This is a genomic window from Vogesella oryzae (assembly GCF_902829295.1).
In the GTDB taxonomy this organism is placed as follows: Bacteria; Pseudomonadota; Gammaproteobacteria; order Burkholderiales; family Chromobacteriaceae; genus Vogesella; species Vogesella oryzae.
The window spans coordinates 55,034-69,839 of sequence record NZ_CADEPL010000009.1 but is presented as its reverse complement, the minus strand read 5'-3'; the positions used below and the strand labels follow the sequence as shown (position 1 = coordinate 69,839).

Here is a 14,806-nt window from a genome sequence, read left to right as displayed (position 1 = left end):
CACGCCATGTGAACAAGGTTGGCCGCACGCCTGGCAACGGGCTTGCGGCCATTTTTATGCCTACCCGGCAATGCCCCTAGCGATAATCACGATACAGCGCCGCCACACGTCGCAATACCGGCCGTGCAAGCAAGCTCTCGCGCAGACGGAGCACAGGCTCGGGCAAACGCTGGCTCATTTCCTCAGCGGTCAGCTCCTGTGCCCACAGTGGTGCCAGCAACGCCGCCATGCTCAGGTCTGCCCTGCTGAAACCGTCGCCTGCCAGAAAAGCTCGCGTCGCCAACTCTGCATCCAGCCGATCCAGTGCCTGCAACAGCCGACGCTCTGCCTGTCGTGCATTCGGCGCATTGATATGCATGAACTGCCGCATCCTATCGCGAATGACCGGAAACGCGAGCCGGAACTGCAGCTGCTGCAGCCAACTGGTGCCAGGCAACAAAAAAGCCAGTGCCTTGTCCCGCTCCTGCAAGGCATGGTGGTAAAACCATTGCCGCAAGGTCACGCCAACCTCCTCCACCAGCCAGTGCTCCCACTCCCTCGCCTGGGTCGCCACAACCTGGTCGCCAGGCGTCAATGGCTGTGGAGCCCAAGTGTCATCCAGCCAGTCGATGATAGCGTTCGAGCCCTGTATTACTCTGCCTGCTGCCACCACGATGGGCACCGAAGATGCCGGCGCAAGCTTGCTGGTCACCCGCACGTGAAAACCGGGCAACAGATTTACCACCTGATAAGGCAGTGTTTTGTAATCCAGTGCCCAGCGCGCTTTTTCGCAAAAATGAGAAAACCGGAACTGATAAAGCTTGAGCATGTTCGCCCCCCGTGTGTCGCTACCGCCACCCGAATGATGACACAGACATATACTTTCACGAAAAGCCAAACCAGCCGGCAGCTTGCCGGAACGGCAGGCTCGACACTACCCTCATAGCAGCCTACCCTGCTGCACCAACTTCAAACGGAGCCCCGCCATGCAAACCCCTTCCCTGGTTACCCGCCCCGCCTTCCGCGTCATCGGCATGCAATGGCAGCAGAGCGACGGTGGCACCATCGCCCAGCTGTGGACCCGCTTCGTACCGCGCATCCCGGAAATCCAGGGCGTGCAGTCGGCCAACAGCTATGGCGTGTGCGATGCGCATCCGGATGGCAGCTGGCGTTACATCGCCGGGCTGGAAGTCAGCGCCGATGCGCCGGTACCGGCCGGCATGGTGGCCATCGACATCCCGGCACAGCACTACGCGGTAGTGGAACACCACGGCCCGGTACAGGGGCTACCGGATACCTTCAGCGCCGCCTATACCGAGTGGCTGCCGGAGGCCGGGCTGGTGGCGGTGCCCGGCATCGAATTCGAGCTGGTGGACGCCCGCTTCCTTGGGCCGGAGCACCCGGACAGCGTGGTCGAGCTGTACATCCCGGTGAACATGGACGCCACCGACGACGACGCCTGAGCCGCAACCGTCACCTGCCTGTTGGCCGCAGACTTGCGGCCCATTTTTTTGCTTGCGCCGCCAGTGCAACCAAGTTATCTTGGTACATATGTACCACATGAAATGACGGGGTTCACCATGCCCGAACAAGCACCGATTGCAGTGGAACGCATCCAGACTGGGGTGCGGCTGGAGAAACGGCTGGTCAAGGTGCTCAAAGCCCTGGCCGAGCACAAGGACATGACACTGGGTGACCTGCTGGAAGGCATCGTGCTGCACGCCTTCGACGGCAAGCAGCCGTTCTCGCCGGAAACCCTGGCCACCATCGCCCAGCTCAAGGCCATTTACGGTCTCGATCTGGATGCCGACGCCAGCCACCGCCTGCAAGACCGCAAGGGAGAGTGAACCCGTTGTTTGCCGGTGACATGCCATGCCGCGCGCCAGGAGGCTGCGCGGTTTTTCATTTTCAGGAGAGGCAACCATGTTCCAGGCATCACACCAACACCTCAGCGGCGAGTTCACCCTGCCGCTGGCCATCGACAGCGCCTACCCGCTGTTCACCCCGCTTGGTGAAACGCTGTGGGTGCCAGACTGGCAACCGCAGTATTTCCATCCGGCCGATGGCCACACCGCGCAGGGCATGGTGTTCAGTACCGACCACGGCGGCGAGACCACGCTGTGGACGCTGGCGGATTACGATCCGGCCAACTATCGCTACCGTTACCTCCGCGTCACGCCGGGCTCACGCTGCGTGCAGGTGGCGGTGGTTTGCCAGCCGCTGGATGCGGCCAACACCCGTGTGCAGGTCAGCTACACCCTGACCGGGCTCAGCGCGGCCGGCAATGCCGCCATCCGCGAGTTTGCCGCCGGCTACGACGCCATGCTGGCCGAGTGGCGCAGCCTGATCCTGGCCTGGCACGACAAAGCCGACCAAGCTGCCGCCAACGGTTGGCCGCCAGCGTCCGGTGCCTGACCGGATCGGCGCTGTTGCCGCCGGCGGCTTTGCTGTTAGCATGCGCTGCTGCTGGCCGGTTACCGCCGGCCGGTACTACCGGAGACTGCCATGAGCCATACCGCCCTGCTTGTCATCGATTTCCAGTACGGCCTGATCGACATGGAACCGCGCGCCACGCGCGGTGCTGAAACCCTCGCCAGCCTCAACCGGCTGATCGACCACGCCCGCGACTGCGGCCACCGCGTGGTGTTCATCCAGCATCACGCCGACGATCTGCCACGCGGCAGCGAGGCATGGCAGCTGCACCCCGGCCTGCACCGCCAGCCGGATGACCCGGTGATCGAGAAAACCGCCTGCGACAGCTTCCTCGACACCAGCCTGCGCCAGTACCTGGACAGCGAGGAAATCGAACAGCTGTGGGTGGGCGGCTACGCCAGCGACTTCTGCGTCGACACCACCGTGCGCCGCGCCGCCTCGCTGGGCTATGCCGTCACCGTGGTGGCCGATGCCCATACCTGCAAGGACCGCCCGCATGCCAGCGGCGAAACGCTGGTGGCGCACCTCAACTGGCTGTGGGCCAATATGGACGTGCCGGGCAACCCGATCCGCGTGCGGCCGCTGGCCGCATTGCAAAGCGGCGCCGATGCAGACTGACTGGCGCCGCCACCTGCCGCTAGTGGCGGATCTGATCGTCAACCTGCTGCTGCCGTGGCTGGTCTACGACCAGACCGTGGCCGGCTGGGGCGAGCGTGGCGCGCTGCTGTGGTCTGCGCTGCCGCCGACGCTGTGGAGCCTGTGGGAGCTGTACCGCTATCGTCGGCTGGATGCGATGAGCGTACTGGTGCTGGCCGGCATCGCGCTGTCGCTGCTGGCGATGCTGGGCGATGGCGACAGCCGCTGGCTGCTGGTGCGCGAATCGCTGGTCACCGGTGCGGTGGGGCTGGTCTTTGTGCTCAGCCTGCTGTGGCGCCAGCCGCTGCTCGCCCGCCTGGCACTGGCGGCGGCGGCGCGGCAGTCGCCGCAACAACGGGCCGAGCTGCAGGCGCGACTGGCGCTGCCGGCACTGCAAGGCGTGCTGCGCGGCATGACCGTGCTGTGGGGCGGCGGCCTGCTGGCAGAATGCGCCAGCCGCATCTGGCTGGCGTTTCACTGGCCGGTGGCGCGCGTGGTCGCCATCGCCCCGTGGCTCAGCTACGGCATCATGGCGCTGCTGGCGGCGACCACCTGGCTGTGGCGCCGGCGCTTGCGGCGGCAATTGCTGGCACCGGGCGGCGTTGCCGGCTAGCAAACAGCAAAGGTTGGCCGCGGCCAACCTTTTGTCCTGCCACGCCTGCCGGCGACGGCTTAATCCAGTACCGGCGCGCCCAGAATGGTGGAGGCGTCCTTGATGCGGCCATGCTCCACGCGGTAGATCATGGTCATCGTCACCGTGCCGCGCCCCTCCGGGAAGGTGCGGGTCACGATTTCGTCATCGATCACCACCGACCCCAGCACCACGCGCTGCAACAGCCGGGCATGCAGGTCCGGCTCGGCAAAGCGCAGCGCCATGCGCTCGCGGATGGCGGCATGGCCTTGCGCCACCAGCGTGGCCGGATACAGATACATGCAGGCATCGTCGGCGTAGCAGGCCAGCAGCGCGTCGAGGTCCTTGCGGTTGTAGGCGTCCAGCTGCGCCTGGATCACTTGTTCCGGCGTCATGTCAGTGCTCCAGATGGGATGCGGCGCGGGCGCGGATGGTGGCGAAGTCCTCGTCCAGCAGCAGCCGGCCGTTCTCCCACACCACGCGCATCTGCAGATCGGCGTCGCTGACCCGTTCCAGCGTGTTCACCCCCCAGGCCGAGCGGCTGTCGCGCGCCGCCACCACCCGCCCGCCCAGCGAACGCTTGCCCGGGTCGGTGACCGGGTCCTTGAACACGTCGCGCCACTCGCCGGCGATGCGCACCGCCGAGCATTTCAGCGCCATCTTGTGGGTGTCGCGGTCCAGTTTCTGCAGCAGCTCGGCGCCCATGCCGAAGGCGACGTTGTCGGCGCTGTAACCGAGCTTGGCCAGGCGCGACAGGATGGCCTCGATGCTAGCGAGATTGACGCCGTCGCCCTGGATCACCCGCACGTGGTTGAGCACGCGGTAGCCCTTGCTGTTGAGCGTGGTGCCGAAGGCCGCGGCCAACCTGTCGATCACCTCGGCCACCACCTGTACCGGTTCGCCGGAATCCGGGCGGATCACCACCGTGGCGCCGCTGTCGATCACCTGCTGGCGCAGGCGCTCGCCCCACAGCTCGCTGACCGCATGGAACACGTCGTAGCTGTCGCTGACCACCGCCAGGATGGCGCCCGGCTTGGCGAACTGCGTCAGCATATTGGCGAAGGCATCGCCCTCGTGCTGGCGGCCCCAGGCGGTGATGGTGGAATGCTCGGCCGCCGGAATCGAATAGCCGGCGCACGGCTCGTGGTAGTAGCGCCGCGCCGCGGCCACCGCGGCCAACGTGTCGCTACCCATGAAGTTGACCAGATGCGCCATGCCGCCGATCTCGGCGCTTTCGTAACTGGAGACCCCGCGCGCGCCGAAGTCGTGCAGCTTGAACGGCAGGCCGTCCAGGCTGTCGGCAGTCTGCGCCAGGTAACGGCGGATGATTTCCTTGGCGCGGAAGCTGCGCGTGGCGACGCTGATCGGGTACCAGGCGCGCAGCAGCGCGGTTTCCAGGAACGACACCACCCAGAACAGTTCCGGGTCGGTGGATTCGATGGTGATCATCGGGATGCCGGTCGGCACCAGCTCGCCTTCGGCCACCGCGCGGATGCGCACCGGCCAGTAGCCGCCATGCAGCGTCAGGATGCGCTCGAAGCCGGCGCGGTTGAACGGCAGGCCGTGCAGGCCGGCCAGCGTCTCGGCCTCGTCGATGTGCGCCGCGCTCAGCGGCTGGCTCAGGTAGTCCTTGAGCAGTGCCTGCAAGCCGAAGAACAGCACGTGCGAAGCGGTACCGCCACGGGCCGCCACATAGGAGTACATGCCGTCGGTGCCCGGCGGATACTGCTTCCAGTGGCTGAGCTTGTAGGAGTCGGTATTGAGAATGGGGTTGAAAGCCATGGTGGACCACACTGCGCATCAGGGAGAACTAGCATACCTGCGGCCAACGTTGCTGTCACAGCGCGCGGCCGCGGCGGGCGCGGAGGCTGCGGCGGATCAAACCGGCGGCAAATTGGCGGTTCAGCCGTGCCGGCAGTCGCGGTATGCTTGACGGCATTGTCATTGGGGGAACTGCCATGAAACGCCTGCTGCCGCTGCTGGCACTGCTGTTTAGCGCCTGTACCCTCCAGGGCGGTGCCGAAATCCACGGTTATGCCGAGGGCGAGTACCTGTACCTGGCGTCTCCGCAGGCCGGCTACCTGCAATCGCTGGACATCGCCCGCGGCAAGCGGGTCAACGCCCGCCAGCCGGTGTTTGCCATTGCCGCCGACCCGGACGGCCAGGCCCTGGCGCAAGCCCAGGCCCAGGCCGATGCCGCGGCGGCACGGCTGCACAACCTGCAGCAGCCGCGCCGCGACAGCGAGATCGCCACCCTGCAGGCCAATCTGCGCGCGGCGCAGGCCAGCCTGCAATTGGCCGCCACCCAGTTGCAGCAACAGCAGGCGCTGTATCGCCAGCAGTTTGTGTCGCAGGCGGCGGTGGATGCCGCCCGCGCCGCGCGCGACCAGGCGGCGGCGCAAGTGGACGCGCTACGACAGCAGATCGACACTTATCAGGCGGCGCTCGGTCGCAATGGCGAACTGCAGGCGGCCGCCGCCGACCACGCCGCGGCCAACGCCCTCACCGCGCAGAAGCGCTGGCTGCTGCAGCACAAGCAGGTGCTGGCGCCGGACAGCGGCGAAATCACCGACACCTACTACCAGCCGGGCGAATGGGTGCCGGCCGGCGCGCCGGTAGCCAGCCTGCTGCCGGATGCGCGCCGCCGCATCCGCTTCTTTGTGCCGGAAGGCATGTTGGCCGCCATCAAGCCGCGGCAACGCATCGAGGCACGCTGTGACGGTTGCCGCACGACGCTGCACGGCACGGTCGACTTCATCGCCGCGCAGGCGGAATACACCCCGCCGGTGATCTACAGCCAGGGCAGCCGCGAAAAACTGCTGTTCCGCGTCGAGGCGGTGCCGGATGCCGCCGATGCCGGCCGGCTGCGGCCGGGGCTGCCGCTGGATATCCGTCTGGTGCAGCCATGAGCGAAGAAGATCTGGTGATCGACGTGCGCGGCCTGAACAAGCATTTCGGCGACAAGCACGTGGTGCGCGATCTGGCGCTGCAGGTACGCCGCGGCGAAATCTTCGGCTTTCTCGGCCCCAACGGCAGCGGCAAGACCACCTCCATCCGCATGCTGTGCGGGCTGCTGACCCCGGACAGCGGCGCGGGGCAATGCCTGGGACTGGATGTGCTGCAAGACAGCAGCGCCATCAAGCGCCAGGTCGGCTATATGACGCAGCGTTTTTCGCTGTGGGAAGACCTGACCATCCGCGAGAATCTGGACTTCGTTGGCCGCATGTTCGGCATGGCCGACCGCCGCCAGGCGGTGGACAATACCTTGCGCGAGCTGGGGCTGCTCGAGCGCCAGCAGCAGCTGGCCGGCACGCTGTCCGGCGGCTGGAAGCAGCGGCTGGCGCTGGCCTCCTGCCTGCTGCACCGCCCGCGCCTGCTGCTGCTGGACGAGCCGACCGCCGGCGTCGACCCCAAGGCGCGTCGCGACTTCTGGGAAGAAATCCACCGCCTGTCCGCCGCCGGCATCACGGTGCTGGTTTCCACCCACTACATGGACGAGGCCGAGCGCTGCCACCGGCTGGCCTATATCGCCGACGGCGAGCTGCTGGCGTCCGGCACCGCCAGCGAGGTAGTGGCGGCGCAACAGCTGTTCACCTGGCGCATTACCGGCCCGTTGCTACAGGGGTTGGCCGAACGTCTCGGCCAGCTGCCGGGCGTGGAGCTGGTGGCCAGCTTCGGCACCGCGCTGCATGTCAGCGGCCAGGACAGCACGCTGCTGCAACACAGCCTGAGCCAGGCGCTGGCCGGCAGTGAGCTGGCCATGCAACAGCTGGAGCCGTCGCTGGAAGACGCCTTCATCCACCTGATGCACTACCGCCGCCGGCAGCCGGGAGCCACGCCATGACGCGTTTTTCCTGGCAACGCTGGCTGGGCATCATGATCAAGGAGTTCACCCAGCTGCGGCGCGACCGCCTGACCTTCGGCATGATCGTCGGCATTCCCGTCGTGCAGCTGATGCTGTTCGGCTTTGCCATCAACTCCGACCCCAAGCACATGCCCACCGCGGTGGTGATGGCCGAGCCGGGCCCGTTTGCCCGCGACTACCTGGCAGCGATGCAGAACAGCGGCTATTTCGACATCGCCGGCAGTGTCGATGAGCGGCAGGCCGAGCGCCTGCTGGACATGGGCGAGGTGCAGTTTGTGGTGACCTTCCCGCCGGGCTTCCAGCGCGATCTGCTGCGCGGCCCGCCGCCGGTGCTGCTGGTGCAGGCCGACGCCACCGACCCGATGGCGCTGGGCGGCGCCATCTCGGTACTCAACCATCTGGGGCGGGAAGTATTCGCCGCGGATTTGCCGGGGCGGAGCGTGCCGGCGACACCGGCAGTCGAGCTGCGCATCCAGAAGCGCTATAACCCGGAAGGCATAACCGCCTATAACGTGGTGCCGGGCCTGCTGGGGGTGATCCTGACCATGACCATGGTGCTGATGACCGGGCTGGCGATGACGCGCGAGCGCGAGCGCGGCACTTTCGAAAACCTGCTGGCCACCCCCGCCACCGCCTTCGAGGTGATGACCGGCAAGATCGTGCCCTACATCCTGATCGGCCTGCTGCAGGTCACGCTGATCCTGTTGGCCGCACGCTGGGTATTCGGGGTGCCGATGCTGGGCAGCCTGGTGCTGCTGTATGGCGTGGTGCTGCTGTTCATCTGTGCCAACCTGGTGCTGGGCATCACCTTCAGTTCGCTGGCGCGCAACCAACTGCAGGCCATGCAGATGACCTTCTTTTTCTTTCTGCCATCGATGCTGCTATCCGGCTTCATGTTCCCGTTCCGCGGCATGCCGGCGTGGGCGCAGGATGTCGGCAGCCTGCTGCCGCTGACCCACTTCCTGATTCTGGTACGCGGCATTCTGCTGAAGGGCAACGCTATCACCCTGCTGTGGCCCCACGTCTGGCCGATTGTGCTGTTCATGCTGGCGGTGCTGGCGGTGGGGGTGAAAACCTTCCGCAAGACGCTGGACTGACCCCGCCATCGTCAGCGGCGACGGCATGAAAAAACCGGCCGTGACGGCCGGTTTCTGTTTGCTGCCTCGCGTGGTCAGGCGGCGATGTGCAGCAGCCCCTGGATGCCCATTACCGCACCGACCACCATCATCAGCAAGCTGGACAGATACGGCATCTTGCGCGCGAGATCGCCCAGATTGCCAAAGCGCTTGCCGACCTGGCGCGTGCCCCACGCCGCAATCACCCCGACGCTGACCAGCGCAATCGCCAGCCCGAGGCTGAACGATGCCACCATCGCCGCGCCAAGCGTAAAGCGCTTCAGATGCAGGCAGATCATCAGGATGGTGACCGAGGCCGGACACGGCATCAGGCCGCCGCTGAGGCCGAACATGGCGATTTGCGCGGTAGTGACCTGACGCCCGGCAAAGCGGCGCTGGATATCCTCGGCATGCGCGCGCTCGTGGGCATCCTGATACTCGCCGCCTGCCGCCGGAGCGTGCGCGTGATCGTGGTGATGATCGTGATCGTGGTGATGCGCATGATCATGGCCGTGATGGTGGTGGCCGTGATGGTGGCCAGTGGCCTGCGGCCAACCTTCCGCATGGTCATGTTCGCGGAACGACACCTCGAAACGGTGGGCGTGATCGCCATGGCCGATGCTGAGCACGGCCTCGAACTGATGCGGCTCCGGAATCTCCTCGCGCGACTGCAGATAATCGCCACAGGCTTCCAGCTGGAAACACTGCCGCTCGCCGTCCGGGCGCAGCGTTTCCAGCGTGATGCTGTCGCCGGTGTCGAACGCCTGCGGCTGCATGTGGTGGTTGTACGCATAGAGACGGAAGCGCGGCGGCACGCCGTCTTCGAATACCTGCAGCTCGACCACGCCGTGACCGGTATTGATCACGCGGCCGCCATGCGGCGCATGACGCTGCGCCCGCGCTGCCAGATCGTCGTAACGCACCCGGATGAACATCCAGATGGCGACGCCGATCACGATGACGCCGGACAACAGCATGAAATAGGGCTCGGCCTGCTCGGCGATGAACTGGTTGCCAAACTTCAGCGCGGCCGCCGCCAGCACCCAGACCACCAGGGAGTGGGACAGCGCGGCACACAGCCCGAGCAGGACCGCCTGCGCGATGGTGCCGCGGATGGCGATGATGAACGATGCCATCATCGTCTTGGAGTGACCCGGCTCCAGGCCATGCAGCGCGCCCAGCAGGATGGCGCTGGGAATGAACAGCCACAGGTTGGTGGAGCCCTGCTGGATCAGGTCGGCAATCGGCGGCATGGCAGCCCTTCGGTAATTTGGACAGAAAATCGTAGCGGCCGGCATGACCGCCGGCGTCTTTCAATATACTATACCCCACTATACTAAATAGACAAAACTGGGGAGAGAACCATGGCACATACCGTCAAAGGCAAGAAGCAACTGTTGACGCGGATTCGCCGCATCAAGGGCCAGGCCGAAGGTCTGGAAAAAGCGCTGGAAAGCGAGGCCGATTGCAGCGCAATCCTGCAGCAGATTGCCGCCATCCGCGGCGCCGTGAACGGCCTGATGGTGGAGGTGCTGGAAGGACATATGCGCGAACATCTGGGGCCGGCAGTTACCGATCCGCAGCAGCGTGGCGAGGAGCTGGAGCAGATCACCGTCATCCTGCGCTCGTACCTGAAATAACCCTGCCACGCCGCGCAACGGTGCCGGTTGCTGGGCAAGGACTCGATTTGGCTCACCCCCGGCATGCAGCGGTGCGCAACAAGACAACTTGCGCAGCTTCTAGCTAATAATCAACGAGATAGATGCCATAACCCGAAGGACAGGATTGGGCTATACCTTGGTCAGAGGCCAAAGAAGCAGCCTGTTGCGAGCTGTCTTCCTTGGCGGGATGAACCGGCGCGGGAGGGTATGGCAGCATGTTCAACAAGGATCGTTTTATCCAGGACTGTCAGGAAGCGGTTGCCGGCGGTCATGAAGCCATCAGCGAGCTGATGGCTTCATGACCCGGCTCTTATAAACAACTGACGCCGCCGACGATATGCAGGGTGGAGAAGTCGGGGGGGGGCCGGTCATTAAAAAAAAAAAAAAAAAAAAACAAAAGAAGAGGAAGGAAGAAGAGGGAGACAAAAAAGAAACAAAGATAAGATTAGCAAAGGGAAAGCAGAGCAAGATAAGGAAGGGTACAGTGAGTGAGTGGTAGAAAGTTCGCTGCTGTCATCGCCGCTGGTGAACACATTGCCGACCGCCGGCGCCGACGGCTGCAGTTCCTGCTCCAGCCCCAGCAGGCCGGCGCCCAGGCTGGCGGCCAACGCCAGATAGGGGTTGGCATCACAGCCGGGCAGGCGGTTTTCCACCCGTCGCGCCTCGGGGCCGGACACCGGCACCCGCAGCCCGACCGAGCGGTTGTCGATACCCCAGCTCAGGTTCACCGGCGCCGCCAGGTTCTTGACGAAGCGGCGGTAGGAGTTGGGGCTGGGGCAATACAGCGGCATCAGCTCGGCCAGATAGCGCTGCAGGCCGGCGATGTAGTGATGGAACGCCGGACTGGCCTCGCCGCCCGGCAGGCTGAACACGTTGCGGCCGGCGGCATCCACCAGGCTCTGGTGGATGTGCATCGAGCTACCGGGCTCGCCGGCCAGCGGCTTGGCCATGCATACCGCGCGCAGGCCGTGGCGCAGCGCGGTTTCCTTCAGCAGGGTCTTGAACAGGAAGGTCTGATCGGCCAGCGCCAGCGCATCGCCGTGCATCAGGTTGATCTCGAACTGGCTGGGGCCCATCTCGTGCACCCAGGTATCGGTGTGGATGCCCAGCTGCTCGCAGCCGCGGTAGATGTCGTCGAAGAAGGCTTCGTGATCGTTGAGCGTACTAAAGCTGAAGGAATCGAAGCCGCGCTCGCGCCGCGCGCCACGCAGCGCAGGGCTCTGGAATGGCGCGTCGGCATCGGCATCCGGCGCAAACAGGTAGAACTCCAGTTCCGGTGCCACCACCGGCGTCCAGCCGCGCGCGGCATAGCGCGCCAGCACTGCCTTCAGCGCGCTGCGCGGCGCCAGTGGGCTGAGGCTGCCGTCGTGATCGATGTTGTCGCACAGCACCAGCGCGCGCGGGGTGTCGGCCCACGGCACCGGGCGCAGCGTGGCCATGTCCGGCAGCAGGGTCACGTCCGGATCGTTCTCGCCGTAGAAGCGGTAATCCGGAAACTCGCCGACACAGGACTGGATGGCCACGGCGCGCGCGATGCGCAGCTGCTGTCCCTTGACGAAAGCCTTGGCCGGCAGGGTTTTGCCGCGGGCAAAGCCGGTGACGTCGGCAAACGCCAGCTCGACATCGCGCACGTCGTTGGCGCTCAGCCACTGCGCCTGCTCGGCGCTGGGAACGGGATGCTGCATCAGACTGTTCTCCTGGTCGGGTTCACGGCGCACGGCTGGCGCCCTATGCCATGATTATGCGCCAGTCGTTTCGCAGAAAGGCACCGCATTCCGCCATGCAGAACAAAAACGTTAATTATTTTAATCGCGTGGCAAATCGGCCACGCGCTGGCGGCCTGCGGCCTGGCTGTCACGGCAATAGCGTCACCCGGTTGCGGCCGGCATGCTTGGACTGGTACATCGCCTCGTCGGCGCGCGCCAGCCAGCTGTGCAGCGCCTCGCCGGCATGATGCGGCGTGACGCCGAACGAGGCGGTCACCATCAGGCTGGCGCCCTCTACCGGCAAGGCCTGTGCGGCCAACGTGTCACACAGCCGCTGCGCCAGCGCCTGCGCATCGGCCGGCCCGGTATCCGGCAGGATCAGCACGAACTCCTCGCCACCAAAACGCGCCAGCAGGTCTTCCTGGCGCAGACAGGACAGCAGGCGCTCGGCCACGCCGCGCAGTACCACGTCGCCGGCATGATGGCCGTAAGTGTCGTTGACCTGCTTGAAGTGATCGACATCCAGTAACACCAGCGTCGCCGCCAGATCGCCCTCCACCAGCCGCTTCAACTCCGCCATCGCCGCACGGCGGTTGGGCAGCTGGGTCAGTTCGTCGACATGCGCCATGCGCTCGATGGTGCGCAACGCCTGCTGCAGCTGCTGGTGCTCGCGCTTGAGCGCCTGCAGCGCATTGGCGGCGCGCACGTTGGCCGCCATCAGGTCGGTGTTCAGCAGCGTTGCCTGCACGCTGGCACGCACGCCGTGGCGCAGCTGGCGGTGCACCACCCAGCCGTACAGGCATAGCAGGCCGAAATACAGCAAGCTGGCTACCCCGATGTATTGCGCCATGCGGCCAACCCCCAGCACCCCGTGCAGCATGCCCGGCAGCAGCAGCGCCAGTTCGAAGGCGACCACCGCCAGCATGAATGCCGACTGCACGATCATCACCAGCGCCCCCACTGCCGCCAGCACCAGATACAGCATCATGGTGGCAAGCGGTGACGTCGACTGCAGCCACCAGGCAGCACTGCCCCAGCCCAGCCCGACCAGCACCAGGCTGCCGGCATTGAGCAGCGGCCAACGTTGCAGCATGACGGCATCGGCCCTGGCGAGTAGTGCCCGCGCATCCACCAGCAGTTGCAGGAACAGCGCCAGACACAGGCAGCCGAACCACGGCCAGAACGGCACTTGCGCCAGTACGCCCTCTTCTTCCAGCACAAAGTGCAGCAGGATGGCGGCACTGGGCGCGGTCAGCCCGGCCACCAGCCCGCGGCGGGCCACCAGCTTGATGCAGATCGCCTGCACTTCCTGCTGCAGGCTGTGGCGTTCAGCAGGCACGGCGGGTAGCAACATCGGGTGATCCTTTCCGGCACGGCAGGTCAGCTGGATATGAAAACCCCGCCGGAAGGCGGGGCGTAAACTCAGACTAGCAGCGGCGATGCTCAGCTGCGAATCTGCCCGTCCCCCAGTACCACCCACTTCTGGCTGGTAAGGCCGTGCAGGCCGACCGGACCGCGGGTGTGGATCTTGTCGGTGGAGATGCCGATCTCCGCGCCCAGCCCGTACTCGAAACCGTCGGCAAAGCGGGTGCTGGCATTCACCATCACGCTGGAGGAATCCACCTCGCGCAGGAAGCGGCGCGCGCGACCGTAGTCATCGGTGACGATGGCGTCGGTGTGGTGGCTGCCGTAGTGGTTGATGTGCTCGATGGCGTCATCGATGCCGCCGACTACCTTGATGGCGAGGATCGGCGCCAGGTATTCGGTTTCCCAGTCGGCCTCGGTAGCCACCACCACCTTATCGCCGAGGATGCCGCGCGTGCGTTCGCAACCGCGCAGCTCGACGCCCTTCTCCCAGTACGCCTCGGCCAGCCGCGGCAGGATGAACTCGGCAAACGCGGTATGCACCAGCAGTGTTTCCATGGTGTTGCAGGTGCCGTAGCGGTGGGTCTTGGCGTTCAGCGCGATGTTGAACGCCTTGTCCGGGTTGGCGGTGTCGTCGATGTAGACATGGCAGTTGCCATCCAGATGCTTGATCACCGGCACCCGTGCCTCGCGGCTGATGCGCTCGATCAGGCCCTTGCCGCCGCGCGGCACGATCACATCGACAAACTCGCTCATGGTGATCAGCTCGCCCACCGCGGCGCGATCGGTGGTTTCCAGCACCTGCACCGCGTGCTGCGGCAGGTCGGCCACGCGCAGGCCCTCGTGCACGCAGGCGGCAATCGCCTGGTTGCTGTGGAAGGCCTCGGAGCCGCCGCGCAGGATCACTGCGTTGCCGGACTTCAGACACAGCCCGGCAGCATCGGCGGTGACGTTGGGGCGCGACTCGTAAATGATGCCCACCACTCCCAGCGGCACGCGCATCTTGCCAAGCTGGATACCGGACGGGCGATAAGTGAAGTCGTCCATCTCGCCGACCGGGTCCGGCAGCGCGGCGATCTGGCGCAGACCTTCGGCCATGCCGCGCACGGTTTTTTCCGACAGCGTCAGGCGATCCCCCAGCGCCTCTTCCAGCCCGCTTTGCTGGGCGGCGGCCAGATCCTGCATGTTGGCCGCAATCAGGCGCTCCATGTCGCGCTCGATGGCATCGGCGATGGCATGCAGCGCCTTGTTTTTCTGGTTGGTATCGGCACGGGCCAGCGAGCGGCTGGCCTTGCGGGCGGCCTGCCCGACTACGTTCATGTAATGCTTGATGTCCATGGTCTTGTCCTGCGACAGCGGCGGTTGTTATGTAACGCAGAGTACTGCAAAGCACCCCGTTTCTGCCAGTGTTTGTC

General features: G+C 65.5%; 16 protein-coding genes. 9 read left to right on the top strand and 7 right to left on the bottom strand.

Translation table 11 applies throughout. The annotated features are described in order from the left end of the window. Positions 1-76: 76 nt before the first annotated feature. A complete protein-coding gene (locus tag HU218_RS03370) occupies positions 77-808 on the bottom strand; it encodes a glutathione S-transferase family protein (protein WP_174873541.1) in 732 nt (243 codons plus the stop codon). 157 nt (positions 809-965) lie between these two features. On the opposite strand from HU218_RS03370, the gene HU218_RS03365 reads away from it, so the two are divergent. The 5 genes from HU218_RS03365 (at position 966) to HU218_RS03345 (ending at position 3,661) form a co-directional block, all read left to right on the top strand. Continuing rightward, positions 966-1,442 carry a GyrI-like domain-containing protein gene (locus HU218_RS03365; RefSeq protein WP_174873540.1) on the top strand — a complete coding sequence of 159 codons (477 nt, stop codon included), beginning with the start codon at positions 966-968 and terminating at the stop codon, positions 1,440-1,442. A gap of 117 nt (positions 1,443-1,559) precedes the next feature. Next, entirely contained in the window at positions 1,560-1,826 is a 267-nt protein-coding gene (locus HU218_RS03360) for a hypothetical protein (protein ID WP_088968417.1), read from the top strand. A gap of 76 nt (positions 1,827-1,902) precedes the next feature. Beyond that, positions 1,903-2,394, top strand: a complete 492-nt coding sequence (locus tag HU218_RS03355; protein ID WP_174873539.1) for an SRPBCC family protein — start codon at positions 1,903-1,905, stop codon at positions 2,392-2,394. A 90-nt stretch (positions 2,395-2,484) separates the two neighbouring features. Beyond that, positions 2,485-3,030, top strand: a complete 546-nt coding sequence (locus HU218_RS03350) for a cysteine hydrolase family protein (RefSeq protein ID WP_174873538.1) — start codon at positions 2,485-2,487, stop codon at positions 3,028-3,030. Next, a complete protein-coding gene (locus HU218_RS03345; RefSeq protein WP_174873537.1) occupies positions 3,020-3,661 on the top strand; it encodes a VC0807 family protein in 642 nt (213 codons plus the stop codon). Before HU218_RS03350 ends, HU218_RS03345 begins: the two co-directional genes overlap by 11 nt. Before the next feature lie 59 nt (positions 3,662-3,720). Here HU218_RS03345 and HU218_RS03340 read toward each other — a convergent pair whose 3' ends face one another. After that, entirely contained in the window at positions 3,721-4,074 is a 354-nt protein-coding gene (locus tag HU218_RS03340; RefSeq protein WP_174873536.1) for a nuclear transport factor 2 family protein, read from the bottom strand. A 1-nt stretch (position 4,075) separates the two neighbouring features. Beyond that, the gene (locus HU218_RS03335; protein WP_174873535.1) at positions 4,076-5,461 is read right to left on the bottom strand and encodes a nicotinate phosphoribosyltransferase; all 1,386 of its coding nucleotides are present in this window, start codon (positions 5,459-5,461) and stop codon (positions 4,076-4,078) included. Between the two features lie 176 nt (positions 5,462-5,637). Between HU218_RS03335 and HU218_RS03330 the strand changes: the two genes are divergently transcribed. Genes HU218_RS03330 through HU218_RS03320 form a run of 3 tightly spaced genes read left to right on the top strand, consistent with a single transcriptional unit; the run spans position 5,638 to position 8,641 of the window. Continuing rightward, the gene (locus HU218_RS03330) at positions 5,638-6,588 is read left to right on the top strand and encodes an HlyD family secretion protein (protein WP_174873534.1); all 951 of its coding nucleotides are present in this window, start codon (positions 5,638-5,640) and stop codon (positions 6,586-6,588) included. Then, complete coding sequence (locus HU218_RS03325) at positions 6,585-7,523, top strand: ABC transporter ATP-binding protein (RefSeq protein ID WP_174873533.1); 939 nt, start codon at positions 6,585-6,587, stop codon at positions 7,521-7,523. Before HU218_RS03330 ends, HU218_RS03325 begins: the two co-directional genes overlap by 4 nt. Continuing rightward, on the top strand, positions 7,520-8,641 hold the full coding sequence (locus tag HU218_RS03320) for an ABC transporter permease (protein ID WP_174873532.1): 1,122 nt from the start codon (positions 7,520-7,522) through the stop codon (positions 8,639-8,641). Before HU218_RS03325 ends, HU218_RS03320 begins: the two co-directional genes overlap by 4 nt. Positions 8,642-8,715: 74 nt before the next feature. On the opposite strand, the gene HU218_RS03315 is transcribed toward HU218_RS03320, so the two are convergent. After that, positions 8,716-9,912: a nickel/cobalt efflux transporter gene (locus HU218_RS03315; protein ID WP_174873531.1), complete on the bottom strand. Its 1,197-nt coding sequence runs from the start codon at positions 9,910-9,912 to the stop codon at positions 8,716-8,718. 111 nt (positions 9,913-10,023) lie between these two features. Here HU218_RS03315 and HU218_RS03310 point away from each other — a divergent pair, with 111 nt between their 5' ends. Continuing rightward, a complete protein-coding gene (locus HU218_RS03310; RefSeq protein WP_174873530.1) occupies positions 10,024-10,299 on the top strand; it encodes a metal/formaldehyde-sensitive transcriptional repressor in 276 nt (91 codons plus the stop codon). 392 nt (positions 10,300-10,691) lie between these two features. Here HU218_RS03310 and HU218_RS03305 read toward each other — a convergent pair whose 3' ends face one another. The 3 genes from HU218_RS03305 to HU218_RS03295 form a co-directional block, all read right to left on the bottom strand. Beyond that, positions 10,692-12,005 (bottom strand): glutamine synthetase family protein, encoded by a 1,314-nt coding sequence (locus HU218_RS03305; RefSeq protein WP_174873529.1) that lies wholly within the window; start codon positions 12,003-12,005, stop codon positions 10,692-10,694. Positions 12,006-12,174: 169 nt separating this feature from the next. After that, the gene (locus HU218_RS03300; protein ID WP_174873528.1) at positions 12,175-13,380 is read right to left on the bottom strand and encodes a GGDEF domain-containing protein; all 1,206 of its coding nucleotides are present in this window, start codon (positions 13,378-13,380) and stop codon (positions 12,175-12,177) included. A gap of 89 nt (positions 13,381-13,469) precedes the next feature. After that, positions 13,470-14,729, bottom strand: coding sequence for a glutamate-5-semialdehyde dehydrogenase (locus HU218_RS03295; protein ID WP_174873527.1), 1,260 nt, complete (start codon positions 14,727-14,729; stop codon positions 13,470-13,472). Positions 14,730-14,806 lie beyond the last annotated feature (77 nt).

Excerpts from the sequence above, each read along its gene's own strand:
- HU218_RS03370 (WP_174873541.1), bottom strand. The coding sequence starts at position 808 with ATGCTCAAGCTTTATCAGTTCCGGTTTTCTCATTTTTGCGAAAAAGCG.
- HU218_RS03365 (WP_174873540.1), top strand. The coding sequence starts at position 966 with ATGCAAACCCCTTCCCTGGTTACCCGCCCCGCCTTCCGCGTCATCGGC.
- HU218_RS03360 (WP_088968417.1), top strand. The coding sequence starts at position 1,560 with ATGCCCGAACAAGCACCGATTGCAGTGGAACGCATCCAGACTGGGGTG.
- HU218_RS03355 (WP_174873539.1), top strand. The coding sequence starts at position 1,903 with ATGTTCCAGGCATCACACCAACACCTCAGCGGCGAGTTCACCCTGCCG.
- HU218_RS03350 (WP_174873538.1), top strand. The coding sequence starts at position 2,485 with ATGAGCCATACCGCCCTGCTTGTCATCGATTTCCAGTACGGCCTGATC.
- HU218_RS03345 (WP_174873537.1), top strand. The coding sequence starts at position 3,020 with ATGCAGACTGACTGGCGCCGCCACCTGCCGCTAGTGGCGGATCTGATC.
- HU218_RS03340 (WP_174873536.1), bottom strand. The coding sequence starts at position 4,074 with ATGACGCCGGAACAAGTGATCCAGGCGCAGCTGGACGCCTACAACCGC.
- HU218_RS03335 (WP_174873535.1), bottom strand. The coding sequence starts at position 5,461 with ATGGCTTTCAACCCCATTCTCAATACCGACTCCTACAAGCTCAGCCAC.
- HU218_RS03330 (WP_174873534.1), top strand. The coding sequence starts at position 5,638 with ATGAAACGCCTGCTGCCGCTGCTGGCACTGCTGTTTAGCGCCTGTACC.
- HU218_RS03325 (WP_174873533.1), top strand. The coding sequence starts at position 6,585 with ATGAGCGAAGAAGATCTGGTGATCGACGTGCGCGGCCTGAACAAGCAT.
- HU218_RS03320 (WP_174873532.1), top strand. The coding sequence starts at position 7,520 with ATGACGCGTTTTTCCTGGCAACGCTGGCTGGGCATCATGATCAAGGAG.
- HU218_RS03315 (WP_174873531.1), bottom strand. The coding sequence starts at position 9,912 with ATGCCGCCGATTGCCGACCTGATCCAGCAGGGCTCCACCAACCTGTGG.
- HU218_RS03310 (WP_174873530.1), top strand. The coding sequence starts at position 10,024 with ATGGCACATACCGTCAAAGGCAAGAAGCAACTGTTGACGCGGATTCGC.
- HU218_RS03305 (WP_174873529.1), bottom strand. The coding sequence starts at position 12,005 with ATGCAGCATCCCGTTCCCAGCGCCGAGCAGGCGCAGTGGCTGAGCGCC.
- HU218_RS03300 (WP_174873528.1), bottom strand. The coding sequence starts at position 13,380 with ATGTTGCTACCCGCCGTGCCTGCTGAACGCCACAGCCTGCAGCAGGAA.
- HU218_RS03295 (WP_174873527.1), bottom strand. The coding sequence starts at position 14,729 with ATGGACATCAAGCATTACATGAACGTAGTCGGGCAGGCCGCCCGCAAG.